The 24,964-nt window shown below is 66.5% G+C and carries 26 protein-coding genes; 6 read left to right on the top strand and 20 right to left on the bottom strand.

Features of this window, described 5'->3' with window-relative positions; all coding sequences use genetic code 11:
* Window positions 1–51: 51 nt before the first annotated feature.
* Window positions 52–1,908: a HAMP domain-containing methyl-accepting chemotaxis protein gene (locus AAHM44_RS02985; protein ID WP_342248941.1), complete on the top strand. Its 1,857-nt coding sequence runs from the start codon at window positions 52–54 to the stop codon at window positions 1,906–1,908.
* An 85-nt stretch (window positions 1,909–1,993) separates the two neighbouring features.
* Entirely contained in the window at window positions 1,994–3,031 is a 1,038-nt protein-coding gene (locus tag AAHM44_RS02980) for a DUF2332 domain-containing protein (RefSeq protein WP_342248940.1), read from the top strand.
* Between the two features lie 16 nt (window positions 3,032–3,047).
* On the opposite strand, the gene AAHM44_RS02975 is transcribed toward AAHM44_RS02980, so the two are convergent.
* The 3 genes from AAHM44_RS02975 to rpmE form a co-directional block, all read right to left on the bottom strand.
* Window positions 3,048–3,560, bottom strand: coding sequence for a hypothetical protein (locus tag AAHM44_RS02975; RefSeq protein WP_342248939.1), 513 nt, complete (start codon window positions 3,558–3,560; stop codon window positions 3,048–3,050).
* Window positions 3,561–3,656: 96 nt separating this feature from the next.
* Window positions 3,657–3,914 (bottom strand): PilZ domain-containing protein, encoded by a 258-nt coding sequence (locus AAHM44_RS02970; protein WP_260396038.1) that lies wholly within the window; start codon window positions 3,912–3,914, stop codon window positions 3,657–3,659.
* Between the two features lie 136 nt (window positions 3,915–4,050).
* On the bottom strand, window positions 4,051–4,281 hold the full coding sequence (gene rpmE / locus AAHM44_RS02965) for a 50S ribosomal protein L31 (protein WP_269575428.1): 231 nt from the start codon (window positions 4,279–4,281) through the stop codon (window positions 4,051–4,053).
* Window positions 4,282–4,410: 129 nt separating this feature from the next.
* Here rpmE and AAHM44_RS02960 point away from each other — a divergent pair, with 129 nt between their 5' ends.
* On the top strand, window positions 4,411–4,863 hold the full coding sequence (locus tag AAHM44_RS02960; RefSeq protein WP_269575429.1) for a hypothetical protein: 453 nt from the start codon (window positions 4,411–4,413) through the stop codon (window positions 4,861–4,863).
* Window positions 4,864–5,082: 219 nt separating this feature from the next.
* Here AAHM44_RS02960 and fabZ read toward each other — a convergent pair whose 3' ends face one another.
* The 14 genes from fabZ to AAHM44_RS02890 all read right to left on the bottom strand — a co-directional run bounded on the left by fabZ (window position 5,083) and on the right by AAHM44_RS02890 (window position 20,251).
* Window positions 5,083–5,562: a 3-hydroxyacyl-ACP dehydratase FabZ gene (gene fabZ / locus AAHM44_RS02955; protein WP_311768434.1), complete on the bottom strand. Its 480-nt coding sequence runs from the start codon at window positions 5,560–5,562 to the stop codon at window positions 5,083–5,085.
* On the bottom strand, window positions 5,559–6,323 hold the full coding sequence (locus AAHM44_RS02950; RefSeq protein ID WP_269575430.1) for an OmpH family outer membrane protein: 765 nt from the start codon (window positions 6,321–6,323) through the stop codon (window positions 5,559–5,561). Before AAHM44_RS02950 ends, fabZ begins: the two co-directional genes overlap by 4 nt.
* On the bottom strand, window positions 6,323–9,091 hold the full coding sequence (gene bamA, locus AAHM44_RS02945) for an outer membrane protein assembly factor BamA (RefSeq protein ID WP_269575431.1): 2,769 nt from the start codon (window positions 9,089–9,091) through the stop codon (window positions 6,323–6,325). Before bamA ends, AAHM44_RS02950 begins: the two co-directional genes overlap by 1 nt.
* 69 nt (window positions 9,092–9,160) lie before the next feature.
* Window positions 9,161–10,294 carry an RIP metalloprotease RseP gene (rseP, locus tag AAHM44_RS02940; RefSeq protein WP_342248938.1) on the bottom strand — a complete coding sequence of 378 codons (1,134 nt, stop codon included), beginning with the start codon at window positions 10,292–10,294 and terminating at the stop codon, window positions 9,161–9,163.
* Complete coding sequence (gene dxr / locus AAHM44_RS02935; protein ID WP_342248937.1) at window positions 10,291–11,451, bottom strand: 1-deoxy-D-xylulose-5-phosphate reductoisomerase; 1,161 nt, start codon at window positions 11,449–11,451, stop codon at window positions 10,291–10,293. The genes rseP and dxr overlap by 4 nt, the downstream gene beginning before the upstream one ends.
* Window positions 11,448–12,227: a phosphatidate cytidylyltransferase gene (locus tag AAHM44_RS02930; protein ID WP_269575434.1), complete on the bottom strand. Its 780-nt coding sequence runs from the start codon at window positions 12,225–12,227 to the stop codon at window positions 11,448–11,450. Before AAHM44_RS02930 ends, dxr begins: the two co-directional genes overlap by 4 nt.
* Window positions 12,224–12,976: an isoprenyl transferase gene (locus AAHM44_RS02925; RefSeq protein WP_269575435.1), complete on the bottom strand. Its 753-nt coding sequence runs from the start codon at window positions 12,974–12,976 to the stop codon at window positions 12,224–12,226. Before AAHM44_RS02925 ends, AAHM44_RS02930 begins: the two co-directional genes overlap by 4 nt.
* A 33-nt stretch (window positions 12,977–13,009) precedes the next feature.
* A complete protein-coding gene (gene frr, locus AAHM44_RS02920; protein ID WP_184165845.1) occupies window positions 13,010–13,567 on the bottom strand; it encodes a ribosome recycling factor in 558 nt (185 codons plus the stop codon).
* Window positions 13,568–13,580: 13 nt separating this feature from the next.
* The gene (gene pyrH, locus AAHM44_RS02915) at window positions 13,581–14,312 is read right to left on the bottom strand and encodes a UMP kinase (protein WP_342248936.1); all 732 of its coding nucleotides are present in this window, start codon (window positions 14,310–14,312) and stop codon (window positions 13,581–13,583) included.
* Between the two features lie 147 nt (window positions 14,313–14,459).
* Window positions 14,460–16,406, bottom strand: a complete 1,947-nt coding sequence (locus tag AAHM44_RS02910; protein ID WP_342248935.1) for a beta-N-acetylhexosaminidase family protein — start codon at window positions 16,404–16,406, stop codon at window positions 14,460–14,462.
* 135 nt (window positions 16,407–16,541) lie between these two features.
* Window positions 16,542–17,303 carry a hypothetical protein gene (locus AAHM44_RS02905; RefSeq protein WP_342248934.1) on the bottom strand — a complete coding sequence of 254 codons (762 nt, stop codon included), beginning with the start codon at window positions 17,301–17,303 and terminating at the stop codon, window positions 16,542–16,544.
* 379 nt (window positions 17,304–17,682) lie between these two features.
* Complete coding sequence (tsf, locus tag AAHM44_RS02900; RefSeq protein WP_269575439.1) at window positions 17,683–18,615, bottom strand: translation elongation factor Ts; 933 nt, start codon at window positions 18,613–18,615, stop codon at window positions 17,683–17,685.
* A 216-nt stretch (window positions 18,616–18,831) separates the two neighbouring features.
* The gene (gene rpsB, locus AAHM44_RS02895; RefSeq protein WP_342248933.1) at window positions 18,832–19,629 is read right to left on the bottom strand and encodes a 30S ribosomal protein S2; all 798 of its coding nucleotides are present in this window, start codon (window positions 19,627–19,629) and stop codon (window positions 18,832–18,834) included.
* Window positions 19,630–19,783: 154 nt separating this feature from the next.
* Window positions 19,784–20,251 carry a hypothetical protein gene (locus AAHM44_RS02890; RefSeq protein ID WP_269575441.1) on the bottom strand — a complete coding sequence of 156 codons (468 nt, stop codon included), beginning with the start codon at window positions 20,249–20,251 and terminating at the stop codon, window positions 19,784–19,786.
* A gap of 221 nt (window positions 20,252–20,472) precedes the next feature.
* On the opposite strand from AAHM44_RS02890, the gene AAHM44_RS02885 reads away from it, so the two are divergent.
* Window positions 20,473–20,691: a hypothetical protein gene (locus AAHM44_RS02885; protein ID WP_342248932.1), complete on the top strand. Its 219-nt coding sequence runs from the start codon at window positions 20,473–20,475 to the stop codon at window positions 20,689–20,691.
* On the opposite strand, the gene AAHM44_RS02880 is transcribed toward AAHM44_RS02885, so the two are convergent.
* From AAHM44_RS02880 to AAHM44_RS02870, 3 genes are all read right to left on the bottom strand, one after another.
* A complete protein-coding gene (locus AAHM44_RS02880; protein ID WP_342248931.1) occupies window positions 20,627–21,418 on the bottom strand; it encodes a CDP-alcohol phosphatidyltransferase family protein in 792 nt (263 codons plus the stop codon). The genes AAHM44_RS02885 and AAHM44_RS02880 overlap by 65 nt on opposite strands.
* A 50-nt stretch (window positions 21,419–21,468) precedes the next feature.
* Window positions 21,469–22,197, bottom strand: coding sequence for a phosphatidylserine decarboxylase (locus tag AAHM44_RS02875; RefSeq protein WP_184165822.1), 729 nt, complete (start codon window positions 22,195–22,197; stop codon window positions 21,469–21,471).
* Window positions 22,198–22,305: 108 nt separating this feature from the next.
* Entirely contained in the window at window positions 22,306–22,686 is a 381-nt protein-coding gene (locus tag AAHM44_RS02870; protein ID WP_342248930.1) for a hypothetical protein, read from the bottom strand.
* A 154-nt stretch (window positions 22,687–22,840) separates the two neighbouring features.
* Between AAHM44_RS02870 and AAHM44_RS02865 the strand changes: the two genes are divergently transcribed.
* A complete protein-coding gene (locus AAHM44_RS02865) occupies window positions 22,841–23,458 on the top strand; it encodes a class I SAM-dependent methyltransferase (protein ID WP_184165816.1) in 618 nt (205 codons plus the stop codon).
* An 81-nt stretch (window positions 23,459–23,539) separates the two neighbouring features.
* Window positions 23,540–24,760, top strand: a complete 1,221-nt coding sequence (locus tag AAHM44_RS02860) for an NADP-dependent isocitrate dehydrogenase (RefSeq protein WP_269575445.1) — start codon at window positions 23,540–23,542, stop codon at window positions 24,758–24,760.
* Window positions 24,761–24,964: the final 204 nt, after the last annotated feature.

Below are 24,964 nucleotides of genomic sequence, written 5' to 3'. Positions count from 1 at the left end.
GGCGGCGCCCTGCGGCCGCAGGCGCCACCATCCCGATCAAGGCTAGGAAATATGTTCAAGGCCATGAAGATCCCCAGGAAGCTGGGCCTGTCGTTCCTGACGATCTGCGCGACGGCGGCGATCGTGATGCTGGTGTTCTACTCCAGCATCTCGTCGATTCGCGGCTCGACCGACGCCAACAATCTCAGCCAGTCGATCTACGCCAAGGCGCAGGCGCTGGAGACCGCATTGCTGCGCCAGAACAGCCAGATGCGCGGCTTCCTGGTGACGGCGGACGAGACCTATCTCAAGTCGTACAATGAGGGGCGGGACGACTATGACAAGACCTCGGCCGAGCTGGAGACCCTGCTGACGGATCCCAAGCTGAAGGACGCGCTGGTCAAGTCGCGCGAGGAGACGCTCAAGTGGCGTAAGGACTGGAGCGATCGCCTGATCGCCAAGGTCAAGGCCGGCCAGCGTGACGCGGCCGAAGCCGAGGTCCGCGCCGCCGGCAAGGCCGTGCTGACCAGCGCCGCCGTGCTGCCGCTGCGCGAGATCAAGGACGCGCAGACCGCGGCGATCGAGCAGAATGGCGCCCGCCAGGAATCGGCGATCGGCACTGCCCTGTTCGTGCTGGTGATCGGCGCGATCGCGCTGATCGGCATAGCCATCACCCTCGCCGTGGTGCTCACCCGCCTGATCGCGAGCCCGATCTCGGGCCTCACCCGCACCATGGCGGATCTCGCCGCCGGCCGGAACGACATCGCGGTGCCCGACGCCGATCGTCGCGACGAGCTGGGCGACATGGCCCGCGCCGTGCTGGTGTTCCGCGATGCCGCGGTGGCCAAGCAGGCCGCCGACGCTGCCAATGCCAAGGCCGAAGCCACGCAGAAGATGGTCGTCGAGACCGTATCGGCGCAGCTCTCCGAACTGGCCGGCGGCAACCTCACGGCCGAGATCAGCCAGGCCTTCCCGGGCGAATATGAAGCGGTGAAGACCAACTTCAACGCCGCGGTGAGCGAGCTGCGCAGCCTGATCGCGTCGGTGATGGAATCGACGGCGGCGATCAACACCGGCTCGAACGAGATCGCCCAGGCCTCCGAGGACCTGGCGCGCCGTACCGAAGCCAATGCCGCCAGCCTGGAGGAGACGGCTGCGGCGGTGACGCAGATGAACGGCCGCCTGCGCGCGACCGCCGACGCGGCCAACCGCACGGTTGCCCGCGCCGACGAGACGATCGCCACGGTCACCGACGGTCGCGAGACCGCCGACGAGGCGATGCAGGCGATGACGCGCGTGAGCGAGAGCGCCAAGGGCATCGACTCGGTCATCGAGGGTCTCGACAAGATCGCCTTCCAGACCCGGGTTCTCGCGATGAACGCGGCAGTGGAAGCCGGTCGCGCCGGCGAGGCGGGCCGCGGCTTCGCGGTCGTCGCCGACCTGGTCTCGGCGCTGGCGATGCGCGCGGAAGAGGAAGCGGGCCGGGCCCGCGATCAGCTCACCGCGACGCAGACCGACATCGTCTCGGCGGTGGACGCGGTGCAGAAGGTCGATGGCGCGCTGGCGAACATCTCGACCGGCGTGGGCGAGGTCCACTCGCTGCTCGGCAACATGGCGACCGACAATCAGGCGCAGGCGACCGCGATCAGCGAAGTCAGCACCGCGATCGGCGCGATGGACCAGTCGACCCAGCAGAATGCCGCGATGGTCGAGCAGACCTCGGCTGCCGCGCGTCACCTGGCGAGCGAAGTGACCACGCTCTCCGAGCAGGCACGTCGCTTCAAGGTCGGCGAGACCGGCCGGGCGACGCCGCGTGCGGCTGCGCGCGGCGGGTTCGACATCTCGGCCAAGCCGCTGCCCGCGGCCGCGGTCTCGGCGCTGACGCGTCCGGCCAATGGCGCCGCGCTCGACGACTGGCAGACCTTCTGAGGTGCACCGGCCCGGTGGCGTCATGCCGCCGGGCCGGACGCCGGATGCCCGCATGTCTCCACCCCAGGGTGGCAAGGAAAACAGAATGCGCATGATGGTGCCCACCCCGGTGGGCGAGCTCCACCGCCAGTCCCGGGTCGCGCGCAAGCTCGGCTCGCCCTTCGTCGCGGCGGTGCTCGAGGCCGGGCATCGCCAGCTCTATCTCGCGCCGCAGACCGCCGAGCTGATCGCCGGCTGGCCGCGCGATCCCTCCGCTTCGGCGCTGGCTATGCGCTTCAACGCCGCGCTCCACGCGCTGGCGCGGCGCGGCGAGCCCGAGGCGCTGCGCGCGCTCTATCGCCGCGAGCATGACGATTATGACGGCGCGATCGGTGCCGCCCTCGCTGCCTCCGACGGGTTCATCGCGCGCTGGATGCAGGATACGCCGCAGACCAACGAAGTCGGCCGGGCCGCCGCGATCGGCGCCGCGCTGATGGTCGCGCGGCGCAGGTTCGGGCTGCCCTTCGAACTGCTCGAGCTGGGATCGAGCTGCGGACTCAATCTCAACCTTGCCCGCTATGGCTATGATCTGGGCGGCATTTCCGCCGGTCAGGTCGATTCACCGGTGCAGGTGGTGCCGCTATGGACGGGGCCGGAGCCCCTTCCCGCCCCGATCGAGGTCGCCTCGGCGCGCGGAGTCGATCTCAACCCGCTCGACCCGGGCGATGCGGAGACGCGCGAGCGGCTGCTTTCCTATGTCTGGGCCGACCAGCCCGGCCGCGCCCGCCGGCTGGAACGCGCGCTCGACCTGGCGCTGCGCCACCCGCCGCGGATCGACCGGCAGGACGCCGCGTCCTGGCTGGTCGAGCGGCTCGCCGAACCACAGCTGGCCGGGCGGTGCCGCGTCGTCTTCCACTCGATGGTGCTGCAATATTTCACCGGCGAGGACCGCGCGACGGTACTCAACGCGATCCACGGCGCCGGTGCCCGCGCCACGGCCGAACGGCCGCTTGCCTGGATCGGCTTCGAATGGACGCCGACGCGCAGCGAAGTGCAGCTGACGCTGACCTGCTGGCCGAGCGGCGAGACCCGCAGGCTCGCGACCTGCCATGCCTATGGCAACTGGATCGACTGGCTGGGCTAAGCGGCCGCCCGGGGGATCAGTCCCCCGGCATCGCCTTCCACAGGGCGGATGCGACACCGCCACCGCCGACGCTGACCGGTGAAGTGTTTTCCTTCCCGTCGATCTTGAGCACCAGCATGGTGCTCAGCGCCGAACGGCGGAATCGCGGTTTGCGATGATCGGAGAGCGTATCGTACACGGCCCAGCTGCCGCCACGGGCGCTGGTGGTGTTCTGGCTGTTCTCCACGACCGACAGATGCCAGTCCCGCGCCGCCTTGAGCTCGGCGACGGAGGTGGCGGACTGCAACCGCACCGGCGGCTGCGAGACAGTCGTGGTCGAGAGATCGCCACGTTCGAGACCACGATAGGCGATCGGCACGAAGCTGGCAGGCCGCGCCATCGCGGCCTTGCGGCCCGGCGCATTGCGCGCAGCCCCATCGGCGGCGAGCATCGCCTTCAGGTTCGGAACGATCGGCAGGTCCTTATCGCCTGCCAGTACCGTCGTGGGCGCGGCACATGCCGCCGCGCAAAGCAGCAGACCCTTGAGCATCACCAGTTTCCCCAGCAGGTGAAGTTCGTGGAGGATGTCTTAGTTTGCGCCCATGCGCAATCACCCCGTGCATCCTTTCGGCGCACAGGGCCATCATTATGCCGTAAGTATCTCGAACGCTTCGGGCGTGAGCGAAGTCTGGAACTCGAGGCCGGCCTCGAAATCGTCCGACCAGACGACGCGAGCGGCGACATGCCCGATCCGGGGCAGCGCCAGCCAGATCATGGAGTTGGCCTTCACCACCGAATAGGTGTGGATGCGGGCGCCATGGAGCGAAACGTCCACCACCTTGCAGAGCGCGCGGTCAAGGCCGCCCCGCCCGATCTTCGCATCGAGCGAGACCGGCGCGCGCATGGACCTGCGCCGGCCAAGTTCCTCGGCCGGTTCGAATTCCGCTGCGAATGCTCGTGCTGCGCTTGCCATGCCGGGCAAGCTAGACCCTGCTGGCTAACGGCGCGTTAACAACGTAACGCGCCGAAAGCCCACAAGATTACTTCTTGCCGAGGTTGAGGCCGCCGAAGCGCTTGTTGAAGCGCGCGACCTGGCCGCCCTGGTCGAGAAGACGCTGCGAACCGCCGGTCCAGGCCGGGTGCGCCAGCGGGTCGATGTCGAGCGTCATCAGATCGCCTTCCTTGCCCCAGGTGGAGCGAGTCTCGAAGACGGTGCCGTCGGTCATCTGGACCTTGATCATGTGGTAATCGGGATGCGTATCGTTCTTCACATCGAATTCCTTGGAAAGCCGCCGGTTTCCGACCGGCAGCGGAAGGCGCGCGCCTAGCAGAGACGTGGCCGCTAGGCAACGGCCCGCGCACATTATAGGCTGCGGGCATAAACAGGGGAGTGAAGCGTCATGGATGGTTTTCCCAGGATCAGTCGCCCCTGCCCCGTTGCCGATCGCCTGGATGAGGTGATGGACGGCGATTTCTGCCGGCAATGCAGCAAGCGCGTGGTCGATCTGGACGAGCTCGGCACGGCAGCGCGGCTGCGCACGCTGGCCGAAGCCCGAGAGGAGCTTTGCGTAAGCTACAAGCATCCGGCGGCGAAGGCCCTGATTGCAGCGACCGCTCTGGCGGCCGGCATCATGGCCATGCCCGCGGCCGCGCAGGATGCGCCGACAGCCCAGGCGGCTCCCGCAAATGCGGCGGCGATGGATGAGGAGATCGTTGTCGGCGGTGCACCGATCCTGACACCGGCGCAGCGGGCCCACTACAAACGCGAGGCTCGCAGGATCGAGCGGCAGGAGAAGGCTGCGGCGCGCCGTGCTGAACGCGAGAAGAAGCAAGCGGAGGGCCCGGCGGGCTAAGACATCTTCAGCTCCCCGGCGAAGGCCGGGGCCCAATTGCCATGTCGGTCGAGAGGCTCCGCCGCAATTATCGATGGTGCGCCGAAACTGGGCCCCGGCCTTCGCCGGGGAGCTGAAGGGGCTGAAGCACCCAAAAGCCCATCGATCCGGCCAGACAGCGAAACGCCGGCCAGGCAGGTTGCCCTGCCCGCCGGCGTTCCAAATCCATGGCCGCGAGGCTCAATCCGAAGGCGGATCCGCGATCATCGCGGTGAATTCGCACTCGGTGGCGACCTCGCCGTTCAGCAGCGCCTTGCCTGCGAACTTGCAGACGCGGCTACGCTTCTGGATGAACTCGACCTCGAGGCGGAGCAGCACGCCGGGTTCGACCGGCTTGCGGAACTTCACCCCGTCGATCGACATGAAATAGACGAGCTTGCCCGAACCGGCGAGGCCGAGGCTCTCGACCGCGAGCACACCCGCCGCCTGCGCCAGCGCCTCCACCTGGAGGACGCCGGGCATGATCGGCCTTCCGGGGAAATGCCCCTGGAAGAATTCCTCGTTCATCGAGACCGCCTTGATCGCGGCGATGCGCTGGTCCGGGACCAGTTCCTCGACGCGATCGACAAGCAACATCGGGTAGCGATGCGGCAGCGCCGCCATCACCCGCTTGATATCAAGCGGGCCGATGTCGGCGCGTGCCGTTACTTCCTCGCTCACCGCGGCTCAGCAGGCTTCTTGCCGCCAGCCGGAGCGGCGGGCGCCGGAGCTGCCGGGGCCGGAGCGGCACCCTGGGCAGCGCGCTGCTGCTGGGCAGCCGCTTGATAGGCGCGGATCTGCTCGAGCTGGGCCAGCTGCTGCTGCATCGCCAGCGTCTCGCGGGCAGGCTGCCACTCAGCCGGCGGCTGGATGCTGACGGTCGGGGTGGTCTTGTCGAGCTCGGCGGTGATCGCGTCGCTGATGTCGGCCGAATCCGGCGCGTACATGAACACTTCCGGCGACAGGATCACGCCGATCTTGCGAGCGGTGACGACACGCAGCTGGGCGGCGTCATACTGGCGCAGGATCGATTCGATCGCGAACAGCTCGGCGCGGGCGGCCGGGTTGCTCAGCTTCTGGACGTCCGCATTGGCGGTGTTCTGCAGCGCGGCGATCTTGTCGAGGACCGGGTTCTTGGCAGCCTGGGCAGCCTTGAGCTCGGCGTCGTCGACCTTCTTGTCCTTGTTGGTGTCGAGCTGGGCGAGAAGCGGCTCGGCTTCCTTCTGCGCGGCCTGGCGGCGTGCGTTGATCTGCTCGAAGGCCGACTTGTAGGTCGTCTGGATCTGCTGCTGGGCAGCGGTGAACGCCTTGGACGAATCGACGACGCGAACCGGGCTCGCGGTGGCAATGCTGCCGCTCACCTGCGCGTGTGCCGGAGCAGCAACTGCGAGCGCGGCAGGCGCCGCGAGCAGCGCGGCGAGAATGCGCTTCTTGGTAATCATCAGAATTGAGTCCCTACGTTGAAGGTTACAAGCTTGGTGTCGTCGCCCTTGGCGTGGAGCAACGTCTTGGCCACGTCGATACGCAGCGGGCCGAAGGGCGAATTCCAGTTCACACCGAAGCCGACCGACAGGCGCGGCGACGGGCTGTCGCCCACATAGCGCTCGTAGAAGGGCGTGATCGGCGAATTGGCGATAGCGTTGATCGAGGTACCCGAGCAGGCGGTGGTCGCGCTCGCCGAGTAACCGACCTTACAGGTGGTGTAATAGCCCGAATAGGTCGGGTCGGACGCGCTCACGATGTAGAGCTGGTTGCCCGCCGAATCCTTGATGAAATTGTCCTTCGGGAGCAGCGACGGCGAACCGTCGGCGTTGAACAGCAGCTTGCCGCCGCTGTCGCGCGCCTGCTCGAACTCGATCGTCTTGCCCGGGCGGGTGATGTTGAACAGGCTGCCCGCCATCACGAAGATCGACGGACGCAGGCCCATTTCGGCAGCGCCGGCGCCCAGCGGGATCTCGAGCTCGGCCTTGGTAAGGTAATAGGCCTTGCCGCCGATCGCGTCGTCGACGATCTGGTCGCGATCGGTGACCAGCAGCTGGTCGCCGGTTGCCACCGAGCCGGTGTAGCTGATGCGCTGCACGCGCGGACCGACGCCGCGGATGTCGAAGCCGCGGAACTGCGGCTCACCCAGATAGAAGCGATCGGTGATGCGCACCGGATCGATGCCCGCACCGCGGCTCTTCTCGAGGCTGTGGATATAGCCGCCCTCGACCGAGACCGAGGCGATGAAGCCGCTGCCGACATTCCAGTATTTGTCGCCATCGAAGCGCGCGCGCAGATAGCGCACGTCGCCGCCGACACCGGCGAAGTCGCCGCTCAGCGACAGGCGCTGACCGCGCGACGGACGCAGGCGGCTGTTCAGGCTGTCATAGGTCAGCGTCACGCCGACCAGCGAGGTGATGCGGTTGCCCACGGCCTCGCAATAGTAGCGTCCGGCCTTGAGCGGATCGCACTGGCCGTCGGTGTAGAAGCTCGACTTGTCGAGCGTCACGTCGTCCTGCGCGAGATAGTAGCGGCCCGACAGCGTCCAGTACTCGGTCAGCGGCACGCCGGCGACGACCTGGAAGCCGGTCGAGACTTGGCTGTAGGTGGTCGAGCGATCCGATCCGATATAGTTGAACGCGTTATAGTCGCGGCGGAAGATCGTGCCGCCGAGCGCGATGTTCTTGTCGAACAGATAGGGCTCGGTGAAGCCCAGCTCGACCGACTTGGAGTAGCTCGAATAATCGACCGAGGCCGACACGGTCTGGCCCATGCCGCGGAAGTTGCGCTGGCGGATCGAGGCCTGGAGGATGAACTGCTCGAGGCTCGAGAAGCCCGCCGACAGGGTCAGTTCGCCGTTGGCACGCTCTTCGACGTTCGCCTTGAGCACGATACGGTCCGGCGCCGAACCCTCGACACGCTCGATCTCGAACTTGTCCTGGAAATAGCCCAGCGAATTGATGCGGTCCTGCGAGCGCTTGACCAGGAAGGTGTTGAAGGCGTCGCCCTCGGCCACGCGGAACTCGCGGCGGATCACCTTGTCCTGGGTCTGGCGGTTGCCGGTGATGTCGATGCGCTCGATATAGGTGCGGTTCGCTTCGGCGATGTGGAAGTTCATCCCCATCGTCAGCGCTTCCTTGTCGCGCTGGAAGTCCGGACGGACATCGGCAAAGGCGTAGCCGGCGATACCGGCGGTCTCGCTCAGCTGCTCGACCGTGTCTTCCACGGCCTTCGCATTGTACCAGTCGCCTTCCTTGATGCTCAGCGCGCTGGCGAGCTTCTTGTCGTCGAAGTCGCGGATCGCGCTGTCGACGGTGACCGGACCGAACTTATAGCGGGGACCTTCCTCCACCACATAGGTGATGATGAAGTCCTTCTTGTCCGGCGTCAGCTCGGCCACGGCCGAGATCACGCGGAAATCGGCATAGCCGTTGGTCAGGTAGAACTGGCGCAGCTTCTGCTGGTCATAGGCCAGACGGTCCTGGTCGTACGACGTGTTCGAGCTCATCAGGTGGGCGAGGCTCGCCACCTTGGTCGCCATCTCGCCGCGCAGCTTGCCGTCGGAGAACACCTCGTTGCCGATGATGTTGATCTGGCGGACCTTCGACTTCGGGCCCTCATGGACCTCGAAGATCACGTCGACGCGGTTCTGGTCGAGGCTGACCATCTTCGGCTCGACCACGGCGGCGAAGCGGCCCTGGCGGCGATAGAGCTCGATGATGCGCGCGACGTCGGCGCGCACCGCGGTGCGGGTGAAGATCTGGCGCGGCGCCAGCTTCACTTCCTTCTTGATCTTGTCTTCCTTGAGCCGCTTGTTGCCCTCGTAGATCACGCGGTTGATCACGGGGTTCTCGCGGATGCGGATCACCAGCTCACCGGTCTCGGCGCCTTCGATCGACACGTCGGCGAGCAGCTCGGACGCGAGCAGGTCCTTGATCGCCTGATCGAGCGTCTCGTTGGTATAGGCGTCGCCCACGCGCAGGCGGGTGTAGCTCATCACCGTTTCCGGCTCGATGCGCTGCGAGCCCTGGACGCGGATCGACTTGATCGTGCGCGTCACCGGGGCCGGCAGGCCGGGGACAGGCGTGGCCTGGGCCGCCGCGGGAGCGGGCGCAGGGGTCGCCTGGGGCGCGGTCTGCGCGAACGCAGCTCCCGAGAGCACCGTGCCCGCGAGGAGGGTCGCCGTGGCGCGCGCGCCGATTTTCGTTGCCTTGATCGCAGTCACCATCCCACCCCAGTCGGAATCAAAATACCCGGCCGTCAGCCACGCGGCTTGCACCGCCCTGCACGAACCACATCAGCCGATCAACCCGGCCAGATTTCTCCACACGCCAAACGTGCCGAGGTCGTTGAACGTAACGAACAGCATGAGCGCGAGAATTGCGACCAAACCGCCACGATAAGCCCATTCCATAACCTGCGGCTCCACCGGGCGGCGACGAACGGCTTCCACTGCGTAGAACAGGAGATGGCCGCCATCGAGCACGGGGACTGGCAACAGGTTGATGAATCCCAGATTAATGGAGATCAGCGCGATCAGATAGACCAATTGAACCGGTCCCATGGCGAGAAATTCGCCGGAGACCTTGGCGATCTTGAGCGGACCGCCCAGCTCGCTCACCGGGATACGTCCCAGAATGATCCGCTGGAGCCCCTCGATCGTGGTCTTCACGATCCCTACCGTCTGCCTGATCCCCTCGCCCGGCGCTTCCCAGAGCGCGACGGGGCGGATCTCCGACGCGACACGGCCGATGCCGAGCACGCCGCGATGCGTGATGTTGCCGAACCGGTCCTTCTCGGTCAGCGAGCCGATCGTCGCGCTGGCCTGGGCGGTCTGGCCGCCACGCTGATATTCGATGTTCACCGCCTCGCCCGAGCGGATCATCGCGAAGACGCCGATATCGACGAAATCCTCGACCTGGCGTCCGTTGAGCGACAGGATCCGGTCGCCCGGCTTGAGCCCGGCGCTCTCGGCCGCGCTCTTGGGGGCGATGCTGCCGATCACCGGCGGGGTCACGACCTTGCCATAGGCGACCGCGAAGGCGCCGAGGATCGCGATCGCGACCAGGAAATTCATGATGGGGCCCGCGGCGACGATGATCGCGCGCTGCCACAGCGGCTTGGCCTGGAAGGTCTGCGCCCGCTCCCTGGGCGGCAGCGAGAGCCATTCCGGCGAGGGCTGGCTGGCGGGGTTCATGTCACCGGCGAAGCGGACATAGCCGCCGAGCGGCAACCAGCCGAACTTCCAGCGGGTGCCGCGCTTGTCGGTGAAGCCGGCGACCTCGCGGCCGAAGCCGATCGAGAACTCGTCGGCCTTCACGCCGAACCAGCGCCCGGCGAGGTAATGACCCAGCTCGTGCAGAAACACGAGCGGCCCGAGCACCAGCGCGAACGCCAGGATGGTGACCAGGATGCCGGGAGATTGAATCAAGCGACGCCGTCCTTCACACGCTCGCCCGCGATCCGCCTAGCCTCGGCGTCGATTGCCCAAACGGCTTCGAGGCTTTCCGGAGCGACCGGGTCATAGCGGTCAAGCGTATCGGCAGAGATTGCGGCAATTTCAAGAAAGTTGAGACGGCCCGCAAGGAAGGCCGCGACAGCCACTTCATTGGCCGCGTTGAGGATCGCTGGCCGAGCGCCCCCGGCCTCCAGCGCCTCGCGGGCCAGTCGCAAGGCAGGGAAGCGCACCGCGTCGGGCGCCTCGAATTCCAGCCTTGCCATTGCCACAAAGTCGAGCGGCGGCATCGGCGTCGCCATCCGGTCGGGCCAGGCGAGCGTGTGCGCGATCGGCACGCGCATGTCCGAAGGGCCCATCTGGGCCAGCACCGATCCATCGACATATTCCACCATCGAGTGGATAACCGATTGGCGATGCACCAATATTTCAAGTGCGTCATTAGCGACCGGGAACAGCCGCGCCGCCTCGATCAGCTCGAGACCCTTGTTCATCATCGTCGCCGAATCGACCGAGATCTTGGCGCCCATCGACCAGTTGGGATGCGCGCATGCCTGGGACGGCGTGACGCCGCGCATCGCTTCCAGGTCCCAATCACGGAACGGACCGCCACTTGCGGTCAGGATGATCCGCCGCACGCGTTCCGGGCGCTCGAAATCGAAGCACTGGAAAATCGCATTATGCTCCGAATCGGCAGGCAGGATCGTGGCGCCGTGGCGTCGTGCCGCCGCGGTGACCAGATCGCCGGCCGAAACCAGCGGCTCCTTGTTGGCGAGCACCACCGTGCCGCCCCGTTCGATCGCCGCCATTGCCGAGCCGAGCCCGGCCAGGCCGACGATCGCCGCCATCGTCCAGTCGGCGCCCATCCGCGCCGCGTCGCAAACGGCTTCCGCGCCGCCGGCGCAGGTGATGCCCGTGCCGGCAAGCTTGTCGCGCAGCGCCGGGAGGCAGCTCTCGTCCGCCACCACCGCGTGGCGCGCATCGGTGCGGATCGCGGCCGCGGCAAGCTTCTCGACATCGCTGTTGGCGGTCAGCGCGATCACTTCGAAGCGATCGGGTTCGCGCTCGATCAGGTCGAGCGTCGAGCCGCCTACCGATCCGGTGGCGCCCAGGATCGTGACACTGCGCTTCATCGGGCCAGCCAGAGCACCAGCAGCGCCGCCACCGGCGCGACCGTGACCAGCCCGTCGAGCCGATCGAGCACGCCGCCATGGCCGGGAAGCAGGTTCCCCGAATCCTTCACGCCGGCGCAGCGCTTGAGATGGCTCTCGAACAGGTCACCGAGCTGGGACAGCACACCGAGCACCGGCGTCGCCCAGGCCAGCGCGACCGGCAGGTGGAACAGCCAGACCAGCACAAAGGCGAACAGCGTCGCACCCGCAACGCCGCCGAGGAACCCCGCCCAGGTCTTGTTCGGGCTGATCGCCGGGGCAAGCTTGGGGCCTCCGATCGCACGACCGGCGAAATAGGCGGCACTGTCGCACGCCCAGACCAGCGCCATCGCCCAGAAGGTAAGCAGCAGGCCCTGTTGCGGCTGCTCGCGGAGCAGCACCAGCGCCAGGATCGGCAGGCCGACATAGAAGGCGCCAAGTGCCAGCTGCAGCCCGCGGGTGATGATAACCAGGAAGAAGAAGGCGCCCAGGATCAGGCCCAGCGCCAGGAAACCCGGCCCGGCCGCGAGGCCCGGGGCCATCGCCGCCAGCGGCACCGAGATCGCATATTGCGCGAGCCGTTTGCCCTTGTCGCTGGCGCCGGCGAGCAACGCCCATTCGCCCATCATCAGCACGCCGGCCACGCTGACCACCACCCAGAAGCCGAGGCCGCCGGAATAGAGCGCGGCAAAGGCCAGGCCGATCAGGATGAAGGCGACACCCAGCCGGGTGGCGAGTTCGGAACCGTTCTTGCTCACAGGCCCCCGAAACGGCGCTGACGGCGGCCATATTGGTCGAGCGCGGCGGCCAGCGCCTTCTCGTCGAAGTCCGGCCACAGCGTGTCGACGAACAGGAATTCGGCATAGGCCGCCTGCCAGAGCAGGAAGTTCGACAGGCGCTGCTCGCCCGAGGTGCGGATCAGCAGGTCGAGCGGCGGCAGGTCGCCCGTATCGAGCGCGGCCTCGAACGCCGCCTCGTCGATCGATGCGGGATCGATCTCCCCTGCCCGCGCCTTCTCGGCCAGTGCGCGCGCCGCCTCGGCCAGCTCGGCCTGGGCGCCATAGTTAAGCGCGATCACCAGGGTCGGGCCGGGATTGTTCGCGGTGCGTGCCATCGCGCCTTCGATCATCGCGACCAGATCGGGCGAGAGCTTGCGCCACGCACCGATCACCCGGAGCTTGACGCCCTCGGAAACCAGCTCGTCGAGCTCGCTCGCCAGGAAGTGGCGGAGCAGGCCCATCAGGTCCCGCACCTCCTCCTCCGGGCGCCGCCAGTTCTCCGAGGAGAAGGCGTAGAGCGTCAGTACCTCGATGCCGAGGGTGCGCGCCGCGCGGCTGATGCGCCGCACGGCTTCGACGCCCTGCTTGTGCCCGGCGATGCGCGGCAGGAACCGCTTCTTCGCCCAGCGGCCATTGCCGTCCATGATGATGGCGACGTGGCGCGGGGGCGCCGCACCTTCCGCCTCGGGAACGGGCTTAGCAGCCATAGAACGCACCGCTGACGTCATTCCGGCAAGAAACAGGCAGGGCGCGCGACGACGTCACTTGCCCAGGATTTCCTTTTCCTTGGCAGCGGCCGCCGCATCGATGTCGGCGATCGTGGCATCGGTGAGCTTCTGCACCTCGGTCTCGTGGCGCTTGCGCTCGTCTTCCGAGAAAACGCCCTTCTTCTCGTCGGCCTTCAGGCTGTCATTGCCGTCGCGGCGCACGTTGCGCACGGCGATGCGGGCGGCTTCGGCATATTTGCTGGCGAGCTTGGCGAGCTCCTTGCGGCGCTCCTCGGTCAGGTCCGGGATCGGCAGGCGCAGCGTCTGGCCGTCGGTGATCGGGTTGAGTCCGAGACCGGCCGAACGGATCGCCTTCTCGACGGGCCCGACGTTGGACTTGTCCCACACGGTGACCGAGAGCAGGCGCGGCTCGGGCGCCGCAACCGTCGCCACCTGGGCGAGCGGCATGTGTGCGCCGTAAACCTCGACGGTCACCGGCTCGAGCAACGTGGTGCTCGCGCGGCCCGTGCGCAGGCCCTGCAGGTCATGCTTCAGCGACTCCACCGCGCCGTTCATGCGGCGCTCGAGGTCGGCCTTGTCGTAAGCGGCCATTATCGGCTCCTTCTTATGCGGATTGGGTTTCGTTCTGGACGATGGTCGAGGTGCCCTCGCCCACCAGCACCTTGGTCAGGTTGCCGGCATCGCGGATGTTGAACACGACGATCGGGATATTGTTGTCGCGGCACAGGGCGACCGCGGAGGCGTCCATCACCTTCAGATTGTCTGCGAGGACGCGGTTGAAACTCAGCGTATCGTAACGCTTTGCCGTCGGCACCTTCTTCGGATCGGCATCATAGACGCCGTCCACGCTGGTGCCCTTGAACAGCGCGTCGCACTGCATCTCGGCCGCGCGCAGCGCCGCGGTGGTGTCGGTGGTGAAGAACGGCAGGCCGGTGCCGGCGGCGAACAGGACGACGCGGCCCTTCTCCATGTGGCGCTCGGCACGGCGGCGGATATAGGGCTCGCAAACCGATGCCATCGGGATCGCCGACTGGACGCGGGTGTCGACACCCACCTTCTCCAGCGCGTTCTGCATCGCCAGCGCGTTCATCACGGTCGCCAGCATGCCCATGTAATCGGCCGAGGCGCGGTCAAAGCCCTGCGCCGCGCCGGCCAGGCCGCGGAAAATGTTGCCGCCGCCGACGACCATGCAGATCTCAAGCCCGCTCTCCTTGGCCGCCTTCACTTCGAGCGCCACGCGCTCGCAGGTCTCCGGATCGATGCCGAACTGCCCCTGCCCCATCAGGACCTCGCCCGAGAGTTTGAGGAGGATGCGCTTGAATCGAGGAGCGGTCATGAAAGCCTTTTGGTTACGCCGGATACGGGGAAGCGGCGCGGACCCTAGAGGAGCGCGCCCAAAGGGACAAGCGGGCGCACGGCCTATTTGCCATGCGTCCGCTCGTGACAACGGTAACAGCTGTGGACGATGCCGGTTCCGGCGCGATCAGTCCTTCGGCGAAGGCGCCGGAGCGACGTAGATCAGGCCCGGCGCGTCGCTGATGAAGCTGTCCAGCACGCCGTCCGCCACCTTTACCGGCCCTTCGAAGCGGGTGGCGCCGGCGATCGAGCGAATCGCCGCAGCCTTCTTCGTCAGTTCCGTCGCCTCGGCGAAATAGCGCGCGGCGCCCGGCTGGCCGGCGCGGGCAGCAGCCAGGCCGTCCACGGTCAGGCGCAGGGCACGGCCCCAGAGCTGCGCGGCATCGAGCCACGGCCCGGTCTCGTGCACGAAGCCGGGCACGACCACCCCGGCACGGATCCGGTCAGGCGCCGCCGCCAGCGCGTCCGCCGCCTCGCCCAGGTCGATGAGCGCGGTTTCGATCGCGTGCGGGTCGTTGTCGGCCAGCGCGTCGCGCGCGGTATCGATCAACGCCCGGAGCTTCGGCGCCTGGGGCTGCCAGGGCAGGTGACCGAAGGTCGGCGCGACATGCTGGGTATCGAAGAAGGTCAGCAGTGCCTCGGCGGTCCCGGCATCGCCGCCGGCCAGGTCGAGCGCCGCCGCACGCCAGGTGCGCTGGACGTCATAGTCGCGGTCGTTCCACGAGAAGGCCAGCAGGCCGGCCACCGCGGGACGGCTCGCCACTTCCTGGTTCATCGGGTTGGAGACGATACCGCTCAGCTCCGCCGAAAGCCCGGCCTGGCGGCGGTCATAAGGGGCCATCAGCAGCCGCCCGGTGGTCTCGCCGAAATCGTTCACCGGGTAATTGTCCCAGAGCAGCGTCTTGCGGCCGAATGCCTTGGTGGCGTTCTTCGCATCGGACACCGAGATCGAGGCGGGCACAACATCGGTGCCGGTCCACTGCACCACCACGCGGGGATCGAGCGCCTTGCGCAACTCCGCCTTGTAGGGCGATTCCGTGGTGTTGTAATATTCGGTGGGCACCATGGTCAGCGAGCCATGGCCCGCCGCCGTCAGGTCCGCCTGCACCGCGTTGAGCAGCTTCGCCTGCGCGGCTGCGGCAGCCTTCTGGCCGGGCGCGCCGAACGCCGCCTCGTCGGCCGGGCAGTTCCACTTGGTATATTCGATGTCGTCGAGCGCGACATAGAAGCTGCGCACGCCCAGCCCGCGCAGCGCGGCGAACTTGCGGCGCACCGCTTCCAGGTCGGCGGCGTCGCTGTAGCAGATCGAGGGCCCCGGCGAGATCGCATAGACGAAGTTGACATGCTCGCGATTGGCAACGTCGACCACCTTGCCCAGCGCGCTCAGCGTGTCGGCCGGATAGGGATCGCGCCACTTGTCGCGGGCGAACACATCGTCCTTCGGGCTGTAGATATAGGTATTGGCCTTGAACCGGGCGAGGAAGGCGATGTGGTCCTCGCGCTCGGCCATCGACCAGGGTTTGCCGTAGAAGCCTTCGATCGAGCCGCGCACAGGCATCGCCGGATAGTCGGAGACGACCACCGAGGAGACGCGCCCGCGCGCCACGATCTGCCGCAGACTCTGCGCGGCATGGTAGAGGCCGTCGCCATCCCTGCCCGCCAGCACGATCAGCGCGCCGTCGCCCTGCGCGGCGCTCGCCAGCGCATAACCCTCGGCCTTGGCCGGCACTTCGCCGCCGGTCCGCGCCAGCGCGTCACGTACCGCCGCGCCCCCGGCGCCGCCGATCACGACATGGGTGAGATAGAGCCGCTTCGGCAGCACCGTCTCGACACGGATGTTCTTCACGCCGGCTTCGGTCAGGACCGCGCGCACCAGCTTCTCGGTCGCTGCATCCGCACCCGCCTCGCGCACCAGAACCACCGCATCGCCCAGCGCGACGCTCGGGCCCGACAGGCGCAGCGACACCGGCGCGGGGAAGATCGCGGGCGCGGTCGAGACCTGGGCCAATGCCGGCATCGCGCTTCCCATCGCCAGGGCCAGAACAGCAGCACGAAGGGAACGGGATTCTCGCATTGAACAGGCTCCTGCCGGTGAAAGGTATTAGATTGGTAGGAAACCAAGCGCACAATGTCGAGAGATTGCGGCAGCACCCGCCCCTGCGCAACAATGTGAAACGCAAAGGGCTGCCACCGATCGGGAGCGACCCGCTCAGGACGCGCGCTTGCCCACCACCGGAAAGAAATAGGATTGAACGGTCTTCGTGTTGGCAACTTGAATGAGGATGCCGGCTTCCGTCGCGGACGGACCAAACAGCCAGCCCGCAAAGGATCCCGCCGGTATCGATGCATCATTCGTCACGTCACCGGACAGGCTCAGATCCGCTGCATTGAGCGTTCCGGAGATGGTCAGGTGCACCGCGGGTCCGCCGCTCAGCGAAGGAACGGTTATCGTACCGCCGACTGCCCTGGTCGCCGTGTTCACGACCAGGTTGCCTGAAGGATACAGGAGCGTCTCGACGCCCGAGCTGCCCAGCGTCTTGTAGCTGTCCGGAGCAATGGGATAAGTCAGCGTGGCGGCTGCGGGCGCATCCCCCGGCCGGGTTCGGGCGCCCAGGAGCATTCTCTCGAAATATCCCCCCGCTCCGGCGACGGGCTTATTCCCCTCGCCCGTGGCGGCGTACTGGATGCCGGCGACGGGAAAAATGACTACCGCACGGCGCGAATAGGGGCCGGTATTGGTATCCGCACGCAGGATATCGGCCCGAGAATTATACAAAACACCGTTGTATGGATTTGCCCGATAGAAGAAGTGGAAATCTCCCAAGGACATTCCCACAGCGCCATATCCATATCCTATCTCGACCGTTCCGGCGGCAGGATCCTGGGAGAAATGGAAATCATCCACGATGTAGGGCTGCGGCTTCTTGCCGACCTCATACTCGAAGCCCTGGGGATAATTGAAGAACAACATCGGAATGGTGCGATTCCGCGAGAAATCGAACGCGGTCTCATAGGCCGCCGGCGTGGGAGTCGGTGTGGGGCTGGGACTGGGGGTAGGTGTGGGCGCCGGCGTGGTAGTGGGCGTCGGTGTCGGCGCGGGAAAAGATGTGCTCCCGCCACCGTCGCAGCCGGCAAGCGCCATGGCGACAAGAACCGCGCCCCACCCCAACCGCATTGCCGAACACTCCGCGTTACACAACGTAGACGAGCTTACCGCCAGCATCCGACACCGCAAGATCGACCGGTGCATTGCAGCCCCCCCCTGCCGCGGACGACGGATAATCGCCGAAATGCAAACGGGCGCCGCCACCCTGGGGTGACAGCGCCCGCGCATCAGGTCCGGGAAGACCTTAGTTGGTGAGACCGGCGGTCGCAGCCACTTCGGCAGCGAAGTCGCTCTCTTCCTTCTCGATGCCTTCGCCGAGCTGGAAGCGGACATAGTCCTTCAGCACGATCGAAGCGCCGGCGTCCTTGGCCGCCTTGGCGATCACGTCCTGAACCGGGGTCTTGCCGTCCATCACGAAAAGCTGGGTCAGGAGAGCGTTCTCCTTCTTGAACTTCTCGATCGGGCCGTTGAGGATCTTCTCAGCGACTTCGGCCGACTTGCCGACGATCTTCTCGGCGTTCTTCTCGCGCAGGATCGCGGCTTCACGCTCGACGACTTCCGGATCGAGGTCCTCGACCGACAGCGCCAGCGGGAAGGCAGCCGCGACGTGCATCGCGATCTGCTTGCCGAGGGGCTCAAGCACATCGACGCCGGCATCGCTCTCGAGCGCGACGAGCACGCCGATCTTGCCCAGGCCCGGGGCCTGCGCGTTGTGGACGTACGGGATCACCGCGCCCTGCGAGACCTGCACCTGCTTGGCGCGGCGCAGAACCTGGTTCTCGCCGATGGTCGAGATGTTGTTGGTCAGCACTTCCTCGACGGTGCCGGCCGGCAGCGGAGCCGCCTTGATCACCTCGATGTCGTCGCCCAGCTCGAGCGCAACCGCGGTCACGTCACGAACGAAGGTCTGGAAGATGTCGTTCTTGGCGACGAAGTCGGTCTGCGAGTTGACTTCGACGGCAACGCCCTTGGTGCCGGCAACGGCCAGGCCGACCAGGCCCTCGGCGGCGGTGCGGCTCGACTTCTTCGCGGCGGCGGCGAGGCCCTTGGTGCGCAGCCAGTCGGTTGCGGCTTCGATGTCGCCGTTGGTCTCGGTCAGCGCCTTCTTGCAGTCCATCATGCCCGCGCCGCTCTTCTCGCGGAGTTCCTTCACGGCTGCTGCGGTGATCTCGGCCATGTTTCTTTCCTCTTGGTTAGGCCGCGCCGTGGCACGGCCGATAAATCAATCCCCGTTCGCCCTGTGCTTGTCGAAGGGCCGCCTTCTTTGGCCCGGCACGGGAGAAGAAGTACGGGGCTTCGACACGCGCAGCCCGAACGGGGATGGGATGACGCCCCGAACTGACCGGGCGCCTAATGCGCGCCTATGTCAGTTCGGAGACAATCAGTTACAAGCTTACGCGTCGATCTGACGCTCGCCCTCGACTGCCTGCTCGGCGGTCTCGGTCAGCGCCGGCTCGACCGGAGCGACTTCCTGGGCGCCCAGGTCGACGCCGAAGCTCGCCTGGCGGTCCTGGTTGCCGCGGGTCGCCGCAATGGCGATCGCTTCGCAGTACAGGCGGATGGCGCGCGAGGCGTCGTCGTTCGCCGGAACCGGGAAGGCGATGCCGTCCGGGCTCACGTTCGAGTCGAGGATCGCGACGACGGGGATGCCGAGCGTGTTGGCTTCCTTGATCGCCAGCTCTTCCTTGTTCGCGTCGATCACGAACATCACGTCGGGCAGGCCGCCCATGTCGCGGATGCCGCCGAGCGAGAGCTCAAGCTTGTCGCGCTCACGGGTGAGCTGCAGCACTTCCTTCTTGGTCAGGCCGTGCGTGTCGCCACCGAGCTGCTCTTCGAGCGTCTTGAGGCGCTTGATCGACTGCGAGATCGTCTTCCAGTTGGTGAGCATGCCGCCCAGCCAGCGGTGGTTGACGAAGTGCTGGCCGGCGCGGCGAGCTGCCTCGGCGATCGGCTCCTGGGCCTGGCGCTTGGTACCGACGAACAGCACCTTGCCGCCGGCGGCGACGGTCGAGTTCACGAACTCAAGCGCGCGCGCGAAGAGCGGCACGGTCTGCGAGAGGTCGATGATGTGAACGCCGTTGCGCTCGCCGAAGATGTAGGGCTTCATCTTCGGGTTCCAGCGGTGGGTCTGGTGACCGAAGTGCGCGCCCGATTCGAGCAGCTGCTGCAGAGAGACGACAGGTGCCGCCATAGGGATAACTCCTTCCGGTTGTTCCTCTGGGAAGCGAGTGACCGAACGGCGTTCGGCACCGGGTTATGATGCTTCCCATGCGGGGTTGAGGCGGCGCCCCTACGCGAAAGCGCGCAGGAACGCAACCAGGCTGTTCATATAGGAGGGAATCAGATCAATAGAAGCAGATCAGGTAGCGCCCGTCCGGCTCGCCTTCCTTCACGAACCGCCCCTCGAAGGTCGAGAAGTCGAGGCTGTAGAGCCCCCAGGCACGCTTGTCGTTCATGCGGATATAGCAGCCCTTGTCAGGTTCGTCGCAATTGACCCGCGCGGCGTCGGCCGCATGCGCCGCCCGTACCACCGCCGCATAGGCGGACGGTCCGCGCGGCAGACGGATATGGAGCCAGCCCGTATCCCGGTTGGTGTACAGGCCCTGCACCGGATCGCCCTGGAAGCGCAGATTGCCGGTATCGAAGGAAAGCGTGCCGCCCGGCGCCTCGCCATTCTGCTTGAGCTTCGAGATCAGCGAACTCGCCTCGAGCTTCGTCGCCGGACAGCTTTGGAGATTGATCGCCTGCGCCGCGGCGGCATCGGCATATAGCGTCGTCACAGCCGCCATCGCGGCCAGGATCTTCAGTCGCATGCAATGTCCCTCCCCCTTATTCCCACGATGCTATCGGCAAGCCGGACATGCTGGCAAGCACGCGCTTTCGCGGCATTGGAACAAGCGAAGAACATGCGCTTGACAATGGAACGTTAACGGAACATAACGAGTTCACAACGCGGACAGGGAACGTCAGCGGGCGCCAAAAGGTTGGAATCGCAGGGTTCTCGCCAAGTTCGGCGCGTTTTGGGAGCCAAGTGATGACTGCATTGCTTATCGTTCTGCTGTTCGCCGCCGCCTTCGCCGTTGCCGGCTGGACGATCGTCTCCTCGATCGTCGCCGCGCTTCCCCGCATGCGCGAGCTGATCGGCAGCAATCTCGTCCAGCCGCTGCCCGAGCTGGTGCCGAGCCGCGTCACTGTCCGCTATGCGACTCCGGTGCGCCGCCCCGCGGCGTTCCCGCTGCGCGAAGCTGCTTGATCCGGCGATAGCTCCGCATGCTGAACGGGATCGAGACCAGATAGAGGATCGCGATCCCCGCCAACGTCGGCCAGGGCGCTGCGACCAGGGCCGCGACCAGTACCACCAGCACGGCGATCGCCTCGAAGCGGATGCGCTGCTTGAGCCGGACATGCGGCGCGAAGGTCGCCACGCTCGAGATCATCAGCACCGCGATGAACGCCGTCCAGGGCGCCACCACCACCGGCATCCGCAGATGCGGCTCGTCGGTGAACAGCCAGAGATAGAGCGGCAGCAGCGTCAGCACCGCGGCAGCCGGCGCCGGCACGCCGGTCAGGAAACCGGCGGACTTGTGCGGCTGTTCCTCTGCGTCGATCTGCGCGTTGAAGCGAGCGAGACGCAGCGCGCAGAACAGCGCGTGGATCAGCGCGATCATCCAGCCGAACCGGCCCAGCGTCTGCAGCGACCACAGATACAGGATCAGCGCCGGCGCGACGCCGAACGAGATCGCGTCGGACAGGCTGTCCAGCTCGGCACCGAACCGGCTCTCGCCGCGCACCATCCGGGCGATCTTGCCGTCGATCCCGTCAAGCAGGCCGGCGATGAGGACCATCAGCACCGCCAGCTCCCACTTGCCGTCGATGGCGAAGCGGATCGCGGTCAGGCCCGAGCAGAGCGCCAGCGCAGTGACGGTATTGGGCGCGATGGCGCGCAGCGGGATGCCCCGCACCGGCCGCATCCGCCGCATGCGACGGGGCCGGAGCGTGCGCGGGAACCGTGTGTCGCCGCGCCGGTCACTCACTGCGAGATGCCGGTGACGGCCGCGCCGCCCTTCTTCGCGATGATCGTCTCGCCGGCGATGGTGCGCTGGCCGAGCGTGACCTGCGCCACATAATCCTCGGGCAGGAACACGTCGACGCGGCTGCCGAAGCGGATCAGGCCGACACGCTGGCCGGCCACGACCATGTCGCCCGGCTTGGTGAAGCTGACGATGCGCCGCGCGACCAGGCCGGCGATCTGGGTGAAGCCGATGCGCAGCCCGTTCTTGTCCTCGACGATGAAGTGCTGGCGCTCATTCTCCTCGCTCGCCTTGTCGAGGTCGGCGTTGAGGAAACGGCCCGAGATATAGATGACGTGGCGGATCGTGCCGGTGATCGGCGTGCGGTTCACATGGACGTCGAACACGCTCATGAAGATCGACACGCGCACCATCGGCGCCTCGCCCAGCGCCTGCGCGCCCTTGAGCTCGGGCGGCAGCTCCACCCGCTGGATCATCGTGATGAGGCCGTCCGCCGGCGCGACCAGCACGCCCTCGGCCTGCGGCGTCACCCGGATCGGATCGCGGAAGAATGCCGCGACGCCGAAGGTGAGGAACACCAGGGGCCAGGTGATGAAATCGAACACGAAGAGGCTGAGCAGCGCGATCGCCGCCGCGATCGCCACATATTTGCGGCCCTCGGGGTGGATGTCGGGAAAACGCCACTTGATCGTGGGAGTGCCGAGCGGGGGCTTGTCCATGGATGCCATCGGCAGGCTCTAGCTCCCTGTTGCAGCGAACACAACGCACCTGACAAAACGCGCATCCCGTCGCCTATTTCCCGGAAAATATGCCGCGTATCGATGCGGCAAGCCCGACTAGTCCTGGAGCGCCGCGATCACTGCCGGCGGGCAGTAGAGCCGCTGCCCCACGCCGATCCCCATTGGCACGGCAAGCGCCTTGGAGACGCCGCCCGCAGCCTCGCAGCCCGGCCCGGCGCGCAGGTTGTAGCGGATGATTCGCTTCGTATAGTCGGGGCAGACGTCCGAGCAGACATAGCTCGCCACCACCTGCACGCCCCGGTGCAGGCCCACGGCCAGCACCCATTTGCGCCGATCGCTCTTCGGATCGAACGGCGTCTTCGCCAGCGCCACCAGCGCGGCGTCGCCGATGGGTGCGAACCTGTCCGCGCTGCTGATCAGCTCGGGCGCGGCGACGCTCTGCCCGGCCAGCCACAACATCATCGCCGATCCGATCACGCCACCCTCCTTCGTTACGCCTCCATCGTGCCGAACCGGGACTTGCCCACAGCTGAACGCCTGCGGATGCGGTGAAATGCAGTCGCTGCGCTTGCATGTTCGCTCGAATTGCCCAAATGCGGGCGACTGTCCTGAAATTGTAATAAGGTCGCCCATGCCCGCTTCCACCGCCGCGAAGGCCCGTACGCGTAACCGCCGCCCTGCCGGCACGCCGTCGCCCTGGGGCATGTTCTTCCGCGGTTTCCTGAAGCGCCCGGTGATGGTCGGCGCGGTCGCGCCCTCGTCGCGCTTCACGATCAACAAGATGCTCGCGCCCGTGGACTGGGAGAACACCAAGCTCTTCGTCGAGTACGGCCCCGGCGTCGGCACCTTCACCCGCCCGATCCTCGACAAGCTGTCGGCCGACGGCAAGCTGATCGTGATCGACACCAATCCCGATTTCATCCGCTACCTGAAGCAGAGCATCCCCGATCCGCGCCTGATCGCGGTCCAGGGCTCGGCCGCCGACGTGAAGCAGATCATCGCCGAGCATGGCTTCGAGCATGCCGACTATATCGCCTCGGGCCTGCCCTTCTCGACCCTGCCCCCGGGCGTGGGCGACGCGATCGCCAAGGCGACCCGCGAGGTGATCCGCAAGGGCGGCGCATTCCTGGTCTACCAGTACAACCCGCGCGTGAAGAACTTCCTCACCCCGCACTGGTCGCACATCGATCATGCGATGGAGTGGATCAATATTCCGCCCGCGCAGCTGTGGTGGGCCTGGAACGACTGATACCGGTTGCCGGGGCGGGCTTGATCCCCCCGCCCCATCCTCCTAGACGCTCGCCAAACCCCTTAAAAGGAACAGCGAGCAATGGCGAAGATCAAGGTTGCAACGCCCGTCGTGGAGATCGACGGCGACGAAATGACGCGGATCATCTGGGAATGGATCCGTGAGCGCCTGATCAAGCCCTATCTCGACATCGACCTGAAGTACTACGATCTCTCGGTCGAGAATCGCGACGCGACCGACGACCAGGTCACGATCGATTCCGCCAAGGCGATCCAGCAGTACGGCGTCGGCGTGAAGTGCGCCACGATCACCCCGGACGAAGCCCGCGTCGAGGAATTCGGCCTCAAGAAGATGTGGAAGTCGCCGAACGGCACGATCCGCAACATCCTGGGCGGCGTCGTGTTCCGCGAGCCGATCGTGATCAAGAACGTTCCCCGGCTGGTTCCGGGCTGGACCGACCCGATCGTCGTCGGCCGCCACGCGTTCGGCGACCAGTATCGCGCGACCGATTTCAAGGTCCCCGGCGCCGGCAAGCTCACGATGAAGTGGGTCGGCACCAATGGCGACGAGCTCGAATATGAAGTGTTCGACTTCCCGAGCGCCGGCGTTGCCATGGGCATGTACAACCTCGACGAGTCGATCCGCGACTTCGCCAAGGCGAGCATGAACTATGCGCTCGACCGCGGCTGGCCGCTGTATCTCTCGACCAAGAACACGATCCTCAAGGCCTATGACGGCCGCTTCAAGGACCTGTTCCAGGAGACCTTCGACGCCGAGTTCGCCGACAAGTTCAAGGCCGCCGGCATCGTCTACGAGCATCGCCTGATCGACGACATGGTCGCCTCGGCGCTCAAGTGGTCGGGCAAGTTCGTCTGGGCCTGCAAGAACTATGACGGCGACGTCCAGTCGGACACCGTCGCGCAGGGCTTCGGTTCGCTCGGCCTGATGACCTCGGTCCTGATGTCGCCGGACGGCAAGACGATCGAGGCGGAAGCCGCCCACGGCACCGTCACCCGTCACTACCGTATGCACCAGCAGGGCAAGGCGACCTCGACCAACCCGATCGCGTCGATCTTCGCCTGGACCCAGGGCCTGTCGTTCCGCGGCAAGTTCGACAACACCCCGGACGTCACCAAGTTCGCCGAGACCCTCGAGCAGGTCTGCATCGAGACCGTCGAGAGCGGCAAGATGACCAAGGATCTCGCGATCCTGATCGGTCCGGACCAGCCCTGGATGACCACCGAGCAGTTCTTCGAGGCGATCCGCGAGAACCTCGAAGCCAAGATGGCCGCCTGGGCATAAGCCTTCGGCATCATCGGAAATGCGAAGGGGGAGCGGCAACGCTCCCCCTTTTCTTTTGTAACTGCTCTCCTTGGGTGTTGCTCCCCACACCCTCGCTCCCCGGCGAAGGCCGGGGCCCAGGGTTTCTCTGCCGTCTCGCTCGGTTACCCTGGGCCCCCGCGGGGGGGGGGGGGGGGGGAACAAAAGCCCCCCCCCCCCCCCCCC

Source organism: Sphingomonas sp. OTU376 (assembly GCF_038440415.1).
Taxonomy (GTDB): Bacteria; Pseudomonadota; Alphaproteobacteria; order Sphingomonadales; family Sphingomonadaceae; genus Sphingomonas; species Sphingomonas kyeonggiensis_A.
Note: the sequence above shows the minus strand (reverse complement) of the source record. Positions and strands in the feature narration are given on the sequence as shown.